The organism is Arthrobacter sp. TB 26, from assembly GCF_000427315.1.
Classification (GTDB): Bacteria; Actinomycetota; Actinomycetes; order Actinomycetales; family Micrococcaceae; genus Arthrobacter.
Genome location: NZ_AUPJ01000121.1, coordinates 21,058 through 30,335, shown reverse-complemented (window position 1 = coordinate 30,335; position 9,278 = coordinate 21,058). Strand labels below are relative to the sequence as shown.

At 67.5% G+C, this 9,278-nt stretch carries 6 protein-coding genes and 1 pseudogene (1 of these 7 running past the window's edge); 2 read left to right on the top strand and 5 right to left on the bottom strand.

The genetic code is table 11. The features are described from left to right. From K789_RS0103780 to K789_RS0103770, 3 genes are all read right to left on the bottom strand, one after another. Positions 1-642: GAF domain-containing protein (locus K789_RS0103780; protein WP_024365594.1), on the bottom strand; the 642-nt coding region annotated here is incomplete at its 3' end. A 78-nt stretch (positions 643-720) separates the two neighbouring features. After that, the gene (locus tag K789_RS0103775; protein ID WP_024365593.1) at positions 721-1,227 is read right to left on the bottom strand and encodes a MarR family winged helix-turn-helix transcriptional regulator; all 507 of its coding nucleotides are present in this window, start codon (positions 1,225-1,227) and stop codon (positions 721-723) included. A 36-nt stretch (positions 1,228-1,263) separates the two neighbouring features. Beyond that, positions 1,264-3,012, bottom strand: a complete 1,749-nt coding sequence (locus tag K789_RS0103770) for an AMP-binding protein (RefSeq protein WP_024365592.1) — start codon at positions 3,010-3,012, stop codon at positions 1,264-1,266. A 264-nt stretch (positions 3,013-3,276) separates the two neighbouring features. Here K789_RS0103770 and K789_RS0103765 point away from each other — a divergent pair, with 264 nt between their 5' ends. Continuing rightward, positions 3,277-4,410, top strand: a complete 1,134-nt coding sequence (locus K789_RS0103765) for an acyl-CoA dehydrogenase family protein (protein ID WP_237739509.1) — start codon at positions 3,277-3,279, stop codon at positions 4,408-4,410. Positions 4,411-4,437: 27 nt separating this feature from the next. Here K789_RS0103765 and K789_RS0103760 read toward each other — a convergent pair whose 3' ends face one another. Together K789_RS0103760 and K789_RS0103755 are read right to left on the bottom strand one after the other, a co-directional pair. Next, positions 4,438-5,112 (bottom strand): response regulator, encoded by a 675-nt coding sequence (locus tag K789_RS0103760; RefSeq protein WP_024365590.1) that lies wholly within the window; start codon positions 5,110-5,112, stop codon positions 4,438-4,440. Further along, the gene (locus K789_RS0103755; protein WP_024365589.1) at positions 5,109-7,820 is read right to left on the bottom strand and encodes a DUF4118 domain-containing protein; all 2,712 of its coding nucleotides are present in this window, start codon (positions 7,818-7,820) and stop codon (positions 5,109-5,111) included. Before K789_RS0103755 ends, K789_RS0103760 begins: the two co-directional genes overlap by 4 nt. A 165-nt stretch (positions 7,821-7,985) precedes the next feature. Between K789_RS0103755 and K789_RS22215 the strand changes: the two are divergent. Continuing rightward, positions 7,986-9,278: pseudogene (locus K789_RS22215) on the top strand (amino acid transporter) (it continues 680 nt past the right edge of the window).

Here is a 9,278-nt window from a genome sequence, read left to right as displayed (position 1 = left end):
GGCGGGTGGCGGTGCCAGGTGGGCGCCGATGATGTCCAACTGCCGCGCCAGGTGCGGGTCGGACACCGTGCCTGCCAGGGACCGCAGCCCGGCGTGGGCTTCCCGGACGTGCTCCAGCCAGCTGCGGTCCAGGGCCAGGGCGGGCTCGGCCCGGGCAACGTCGATAATCGAGACCCGGCGGTCCACCTCGTCCCGGACCCGCAGTTCCTCAGCGATCGAGGCGGCCGCCTCCATGGCCTCGCACACGGCGCTTTCCCCGAGCGGAGCGCGCTCCCTGCTGGCGATGTACAGGACGGCCCGCGACACGCCCTGGACCACCACGGGGACGGCCGCCATGGAGGTCAGCCGCTCGCGCCTGACGGCGAGGTCGTATTCATGCGTGATTCCCTCGGACGCGATGTAGTCCTCCACCAGGAATGGCCGGCATTGCGTGAAGACCCGGCCGCCCAGGCCCGCACCCGGAACCACGACCACCTGGTGCAGGCTGGAGGTCGCGGTGCCCAGGAAGTCCGTCAGTTGGAGCAGTTCGCCGCTGGCCAGCCCGGCGAAGAGCACGGCGGGACGGAACCTGCCGGAGAGCTGCCGCAGGGAGGCACGGAGCAGCTCCCGGTCGTCGGGGCGGGAATAGGCGTTCGGCTGCATGAGTCGTCTCCTGGTGCCGCGGAAGCCCGTCACCGCGTTGTGACGGGAAGTCAGTTCAATTGGGGGCCCTTCGGCCGGTTACTCGCTGAAGTCGCCGGCATTGCGGCGGAAGGCACCCAGGATCCGGAGCAGTTGATCGATATCCTGCTCCTCAAAGCCGGACTGGGCGAACACCTCAGCGTTCAGTGCCGCCGTCGCCCGCTTTGCCAGCGTACGCCCCTCCGGGGTGAGTTCAATCAGGGTGGTGCGCCCGTCCGTGGGATGCGGAGAGCGGAAGACCAGCCCCGCACCCTGCAGCCGGTCGACGGCGTTCGTCACCGAGGTGGGATGGACCTGCAGCAGCGCGCTCGCCTTGTTCATGGGCAGCGCGCCGCTGCGGGCAAAGCTCAGCAGGGCGAGGAGCTCGTACCGGGCAAACGTCAGTCCGAAGGGTTTGAGGACCCCTTCGATCCGGGCCAGCAGGATCTGCTGGGTCCGCATAATGGCAGTGATGGCAGCCATCGGTGCGGCGACGTCGGACCAGCCGTGCCGCTCCCAGTTCAGCCGGGCGTCGGCAATCGGATCACGCGGCAGCGGCGTGGCCACAGCACCCCCAGCAACTCGAACTGAATCTCATAGGGTTCAGCCTAGCTTTTCGGCCGGGCTCTTCAGCCCGGGGAAGTCGGCTTCGGAGTACTCCGTGCCGAGGCCGGCCGGGACCGTCCCTCCGCCGTGCCGCAGTTCCTCGCTGTGCCGCAGCTCCACACGCCGGATCTTGCCCGAGATGGTCTTGGGCAGCTCGGCGAATTCCAGCCGGCGGATCCGCTTGAACGGCGCCAGGTGGTCGCGGCAGTACCGCAGGATGTCCTCAGCCAGTTCCGGGCCGGGCTCGTGGCCGGCGGCGAGGACCACAAACGCCTTGGGCACCGAGAGCTTGAGCGGGTCGGGGGAGGGGACGACCGCGGCTTCCGCCACCGCGGGGTGCTCGATCAGGACACTTTCCAGCTCGAAGGGGGACAGCCGGTAGTCGGAGGATTTGAAGACGTCGTCGCCGCGGCCCACGTACGTGATGATGCCGCGCTCGTCCCGGCTTGCCATGTCTCCGGTGTGGTAATAACCGTCGCGGAACGCTTCTGCGGTCTTTTCGGGATCGCCGTAGTAGGCCTTCATCAGACCGACGGGGCGGGGGTCGAGGCGCAGGCAGAGTTCGCCGTCGTCGCCCTCCGCACCCGTTGCCGGGTCCACGAGGACGACGTCGTAACCGGGGAGCGGTTTGCCCATGGCGCCGATCTTGATGGGCTGGCCGGGGGTATTGGCGATCTGCACGGTGGATTCGGTCTGGCCGAAGCCGTCGCGGATGGTCTGTCCCCAGGCGCGCTGGACCTGGTCGATCACCTCGGCATTGAGCGGCTCGCCGGCGGACACCACCTTGGTGGGCGGGTTCTTCAGCAGGGTCAGGTCGGCCTGGATGAGCATGCGCCAGACCGTCGGCGGGGCGCAGAAGCTCGTCACCGACTCGCGGTCCATCTGCTCCATGAGCGCCTTGGCGTCGAAGCGCTCATAGTTATAGATGAACACGCAGGCCTCGGCGATCCACGGGGTGAACACGTTGGACCAGGCGTGCTTGGCCCAGCCGGGCGACGCCACATTCAGGTGCACATCGCCGGGCTCCATCCCGATCCAGAACATTGTGGACAGGTGGCCCACCGGGTAGGACGTGTGCGTGTGCTCCACGAGCTTGGCCTTGGACGTGGTGCCCGAGGTGAAGTAGAGCAACAGGGTCTCGTCGGCCAGGGTCGGCGCGTCCGGGGTGAACTCTGCCCCCGCGGCGGCGGACTCGGTGTATTGCAGGGCGGCTGTGTCTTCATCGGCGTTGCCGGCGCCGTCGCCGACTTCGATCAGCGTGTAGTCGCCCGGGACCTCATCGAACTTCCTGATGTTGGCGCTTCCGATGGCGGCCCAGCTCGCGCCGCCGCGCTCCACGCGGTCCTTGAGGTCCGCGGGCCCCATCAGGGTAGTCGTGGGGATCATGACGATGCCCAGTTTGATCCCGGCGAGCATCAGTTCCCAGAGTTCCACCTGGTTGCCGAGCATGATGATCATACGGTCACCGCGCCCCACACCCTGGCTGCGCAGCCAGTTGGCCACCTGGGCGGAGCGCCGGGACAGGTCCGCGAAGCTGCGCCGTGTGGCGGAGCCGTCCTGCTCGACGATCACGAGGGCCGGGTTGTTCGCCTTGGCCGGATCCGCCGCGATCTGGTCGAACCAGTCCAGGGCGAAATTGAAGTGCTCAAACCGCGGCCACTGGAATTCGCTGCGCGCCGCCTCGTAGTCCATGCGGAGGTCTAGCATGCGGTCGCGGGCTGCGCGGAATTCCTCTGTGACGGTCATAGTGCACCTTTCGAAGTCTGGTGGCGCAGCCGTTTAAGCCCGGCGCCGTTGCCCGGAGATCACCAGTTTCCTAGTGATCACCATCACTGTGCAATATACTAGGACATCCAAGGGTTTGGAAGAGTCGACTCGGTTCATGAATGGATCACTACGAAGGGATACATGCCCGTGCAGCCACAAGGACGTGCCAGCGGACAGGGGGCCAGCGAGAAAAAAACAGTGCAGGAGGGCGTGGCGGCGCCGCCCTTCCCGGACGCTGATCTGATGTACATCGTGGATCTGCTGCCCCCGGAAGAACAGTCCCGCTACCAGGAAATCCGTGACTTCCTCCAGTCCCGGATCCGTGCGGCCTCGATCGACTACTGGAACCGTGAGGAGTTCCCCTTCGGCCTGCTTGCCGAGCTCGGGAAATACGGGCTCGGGGGCCTGCAGACGGACGGCACCTCCAAGCTGTTCAAGGGCCTGATGTATGTCGAGGTGGCCCGCGCCGATGTGTCCCTCTCGGCCCTGGTGGGGATCCACAACGAGCTGATCGTCGGCATGATCGACCAGCTCGGGTCAGAGGCGCAGAAAGCGCGCTGGCTGCCGGGGCTCACCGCGTTCACGCAGATCGGCGCCTTCGCCCTGACCGAGCCGGACCACGGCTCGGACATTGCCGGTGGGCTGGCCACCACCGCGCGTCTGGAGGACGGCGAGTGGGTCATCAACGGCGCCAAGCGCTGGATCGGCGCCGGCACAATTGCCGACTTCGCCCTGGTGTGGGCACGGGACGTCGCGGACCAGCAGATCAAGGGCTTCATCGTGGAGACGGACCGCCCCGGCTACACGGCCACGAAGATCGCCAACAAGATCGGGCTGCGGATCATGCAGAACGCGGACATCGTTCTCGACGAGGTCCGCATTCCGGAGTCCAACCTGCTCCCCGGGGCCACGGACTTTTCCAAGGCCAATGAGCTGCTGCGCGATTCGCGCGCCTGGGTGGGCTGGCAGGCCGCCGGCATCCAACTGGCGGCGTTCGACGTCGCGCGTTCCTACTCGCTGGAACGGAAGCAGTTCGGCAAGGAGCTGGCACGCTTCCAGCTGATCCAGCAGCAGCTGGCCGAGATCCTGGGAAACGCTTCGGCCTCGCTGTCGCTGATGGCGCAGCTGGCCAGGATCCAGGAAGACGGCAAGCTTGAGATGGTCCAGGCCGCGATGGCCAAATCCACCACCACCCGGCTGGCCCGGGCGTCGGTGGCGATGGGGCGCTCGCTGATGGGCGGCAACGGGATCAGCAGCGATTACGAGATGGGCAAGCTCTTTGGCGACGCCGAAATCCTGTACACGTACGAGGGCAGCTACGAGATCAACTCGTTGATCGTGGCCAGGGCCGTGACCGGGAAGTCCGCGTTCGTCTAGGCGGGGCCGGGCCGCGTGCGGAACCCGTCAGGGCACGAACCGGTAGCCGATGCCCGCCTCGGTGATCAGGTGCCGTGGGGTGGCTGCGTCCGGTTCCAGCTTGCGGCGGAGCTGGGCCATGTACACGCGGAGGTAGTTGGTTTCCTTCGCGTAGGCAGGCCCCCACACCTCGGACAGGAGCTGCTGTTGGGTGACAAGTTTTTCCGGACTGCGGACCAGCACCTCCAGCATTTTCCATTCGGTCGGGGTGAGCCGGACGTCCTGGCCGTCGCGGAGAACGCGGCGTTTGCCCAGATCCACGGTGAACGCCTCGGTAGTGACGACCACCGGCTGTTCCGTGTCCGCGCTGCGGCGCAGCAGGGCCCGCAGGCGGGCCAGGAGCTCCTCGAGCCCGAAGGGCTTGGTGATGTAGTCGTCGGCGCCGGCGTCGAGCGCCTCCACCTTGTCCTCGGAACCATGGCGGGCGGACAGCACCAGCACCGGCACCGAGCTCCAGCCGCGGAGCTTCCGGAGCACCGCCGAACCGTCCATGTCAGGCAGCCCCAGGTCCAGGATCACGAGGGCCGGCGGGTGCTGCTGGGCAGCGAGGAGCGCCGAGCGCCCGTCCGCAGCGGTGGCGACGTCGTAGCCGTGGGCCTGCAGCGTGATCCGCAGGGCCCGGAGCAGGTAGGTGTCGTCATCGACTACCAGTACGGAGGTCATACCGTGTCCGTCCCGGACGAGAGGATCGGCGGTGCGTGGCGCCGGCCGATGACTGCTGATTGCGGCTCCAGCGGGGCCTGATCGGGTTCTGCCTGGAACGGGATGCCGGCGGACAACGGGAGGCTGATCACCATGGTCAGGCCGCCGCCGGGCGTCGCTTCGGCGCTCAGCCTGCCGCCCATCGCCTCCGTGAAGCCCTTGGCCACGGCGAGGCCGAGTCCCACGCCGGTTGCCTGCGTCGCATCGTCGAGGCGCTGGAAGGGCCGGAACATGTCCACGACTCGATCCGCCGGTATGCCCGTTCCGTGGTCGATAATGCGCAGTTCACCGGCCGGGCGGCCGCCCAAACCCGCCGGGCTCAAGCCGCCGGAGGAACCGGTCAGGACAATATCGGATGCCGGTGCGTACTTGACGGCGTTCTCCACGATGTTCGCTATGACCCGCTCGAGCATGCCCTCGTCCGCCTCGACCTCGGGCATGTTGGCGGGGAGTTCGACGCGCACGCGGTCCGGAGCGATTCCGTGCAGTCCGCCGGGAATGACTTCGTACCAGCGCACGGGCCGCAACAGCGGCCTGATCGAGTCCGACGTTATCCGCGACATGTCCAGCAGGTTCCCCACCAGCACCTCCAGCCGGTCCGAACAGTCCTCGATGGTCGCCAACAACTCCTGCTCCTCCTCGCGGGTGTACCGAACGCCGTCCTGCCGAAGTCCCCCCACCGCGAGCTTGATTCCGGCCAGCGGAGTTCGGAGATCGTGTGAGACGGCGCGGAGGATCGAGGTCCGCATCGTGTTGCCTTCAGCGAGTTTCAGGACTTCAGAGCGGCTGGCCAGCAGTTGCTGGCGTTCCAGCTGAGCCACCACATGGACGCCAAAGGCGCCGAGAAGCCGCCTGTCGGTGGCCGGCAGTACCCGGCCCGACAGGACCAGACAGGTGGTGGCATCGATGCGTTCCACGTTTTCACCCTCGATGCCTGCGGTGCCGGGGCTGTCACTATCGGCGGAGCTGAAGGCCGGAACTTCGCCCGCGCTGGCGATCAGCCGCCATCGCGGGCGGGAGCCCTCGCCGGAGCGGGCAGCGGTTCCGCCGCCGGCGCGCAGGCCGTCGTCGTCAGCGCGGCTCAGGAGGGCGGCGCCGCGGACCTGGAACACGTCGAGGGCCTGCTCCAGCAAGCCCACAACCGTGTCCTCCGAACCGGCAGCCCCGCGCGTGAGGTCCGCGAGAGTGGCGGCTTCCGCCTTGGCGAGGGCAGCTTCCTTGGAACGCCGCGCAGACACGTCCACCACGGTGGCCACTGCGGCGGATACCCCGACGAACACCAGGAGAGCGAGTACGTTTTGCGAATCACTAATGGTCAGGTTGCCTACCGGCGGGGTGGAGAAGTAGTTCACCAGCAGGCTGCTCCAGAGCGCAGCCAGGATTGCCGGCCACAGGCCGCCGACCAGTGCCACTGCGACGGAGCCGGTGAGCTGGACGAGGACGGTTGTGGCCAGGTTCTTGTCCGGGTTCGCCGCCAGCAGGATCTGCAGCAGGACGGGAAGGAGGATGGCCAGCACGAATCCTGTTGTGACGCGGGCGCGGCCCAGATTCCGGCGCCGGGGCACCACCGCGGCTTCGCCTGCGGGCGGCCGGGACACGATGTGGACATCGATGGCTCCGGCGTCCCGAATTACCCTGCCGCCGGTGCGTCCGCCACGCAGTCCAGCCAGCAGCCGGGCGAGGCTGCCGCGGCGTGAGATTCCCAAAACGATCTGGGTGGCGTTGACGCTGCGGGCGAAGTCCAGCAGTGCGGCGGCCGGGTCCTCCCCGGTGACAACGTGATAACTCCCGCCAAGGCCCTGGACCAGTCGGCGCTGCGCCTCCAGTTCCTGCGGCGATTCCGCGCCGACAGATCCCGCTGCGCGGACGTGCACCGCCAGCAGATCTCCGCCGCTGACCCGGTTGAGGATCCGGGCGCCCCTGCGGATCAGGATCCCACCCTCGGGGCCGCCGGGCAGCCCGACCACGATCCGCTCGCGGGCCGGCCAGCTGGATTCGATTCCCTTCGCCGTCCGATACCCAGCCAGGCCTTCGTCCACCTGGTCGGCCAACCACAGCAGGGCAAGCTCACGCAGCGCAGCCAGGTTGCCCGGACGGTAGAAGTTCGAGAGTGCCGCATCGACCCTGTCAGCTGCGACGATTCTGCCTGCCGCGAGGCGCTGGCGCAGGAGTTCCGGGGAGATATCCACCAGCTGAATCTCAGCGGCCCGCCGGACGATCTCATCAGGAACCGTCTCCGCCGGCCGGTCTTCGGTGATGGCGCTGACGACGTCGCTGAGCGATGCGAGACTCTGGATATCCAGTGTGGACAGGACATTGATGCCGGCGTCCAGCAGTTCGTCAATGTCCTGCCACCGGTAGGCGTTCCGGCTGTCTGGAGGATTGGTGTGGGCATACTCATCCACGACGGCCGTGGCCGGCCCGCGGTGAATGACCGCGTCCACGTCCAGCTCTTCGAGCTGGAGCCCCCGATAGGGGACCCGTCTCGCCGGGATGAGCTCGAGCCCGGCCACCAGGGCCCGGGTATCGCGGCGGCCGCGGTCACGGGCAAACGCGACGACGACGTCGTCGCCGGCTTCCCGCAGCCGGTGCCCCTCGCGGAGCATCGTGTAGGTCTTGCCGACACCAGGTGCTGACCCCAGGAAGATGCGCAGCGTTCCACGTGCCATGGAGTCATTCTTGCAGTTCGGGTCCAATCCAGCAGGGCAGGGCCGTGTCAAGGATTCGTCAAGATCCCCGTCTCAGCGGGGGCGCTGCCGCCGGCCGCTGCTAGTTTCGCAACTGGGGCAGCGCGCGCCCCGGATGATGAAACCGCGCCATGAGGGAAGGAAAACATGACCACGCTGAGCAGGCCGCCGGCAGACCCGTCGGCGCCGAGGCCACGAACCAAAACGACGGTGCGGAACTGGCTGCTTTTCGGACTGCAGGACAGCAAAGGAAGCCACCAGGGCCCGGGCGGCGTGCCCACGGCCCACGAGAAAAAACACTCCTGGTGGCAGGTCATGTGTTTGACCGGCGTCGACTATTTCTCCACCCTGGGATACCAGCCGGCGATCGCCGCGCTCGCCGCGGGCGTGATCTCGCCGCTCGCGACCCTTGTGCTTGTTCTCATCACGCTGCTCGGCGCATTGCCCGTCTACCGGCGCGTGGCAGGCGAAAGCCACCGCGGCGAGGGCTCCATTGCGATGCTCGAGCGGCTGATGCCGCGCTGGGGCGGAAAACTGTTCGTCCTGGTCCTGCTGGGTTTCGCCGCCACGGACTTCATGATCACCATGACACTGTCCGCGGCGGACGCCACGGCGCACCTGATCCAGAACCCCGTGGCCCCCAGTTGGCTGCAGGGCCAGAACGTGCCGGTCACGCTCTTCCTCCTGGCCATGCTGGGTGCTGTTTTCCTCCGCGGCTTCAAGGAGGCCATCGGCGTCGCCGTCGTCCTGGTCGCCGTGTACCTGGGCCTGAACCTGGTGGTTTTGACCGTTTCGGTCTTTGAGGTGTTCACCCACCCGGTTGCCGTGGACAACTGGTGGCAGGCGATCTCCACATCGCACGGGAACCCGCTGCTGGCTGTCGGCTTTGCCTTGCTCGTCTTCCCCAAGCTCGCCCTCGGCCTGTCCGGGTTCGAGACGGGAGTGGCCGTCATGCCGCAGATCCGGGGACACCTGAGCGATACCGAGGACAACCCCTCCGGCCGCATCGCGGGCACCCGCAAGCTGCTGACGACGGCGGCGGTCATCATGAGCAGCTTCCTGATCGTGAGCAGCTTCACCACGGTGGTGCTCATCCCGGAGCAGGAATTCCAGCCCGGCGGACAGGCGAACGGGCGCGCGCTGGCGTTCCTGGCCCATGAATACCTGGGCGTGGGTTTCGGCAGCGCCTACGACATCAGCACCATCGCGATCCTCTGGTTCGCCGGGGCCTCCGCCATGGCGGGGCTGCTGAACCTGGTGCCCCGTTACCTGCCCCGTTACGGTATGGCTCCCGGCTGGGCGCGGGCGGTCCGGCCGCTGGTGCTGGTGTTCATGCTGGTCGGGTTCCTGATCACCTGGCTGTTCGACGCCGACGTCGACGCCCAGGGCGGCGCCTACGCCACCGGCGTGCTGGTGCTGATGACGTCGGCGGCGGTGGCC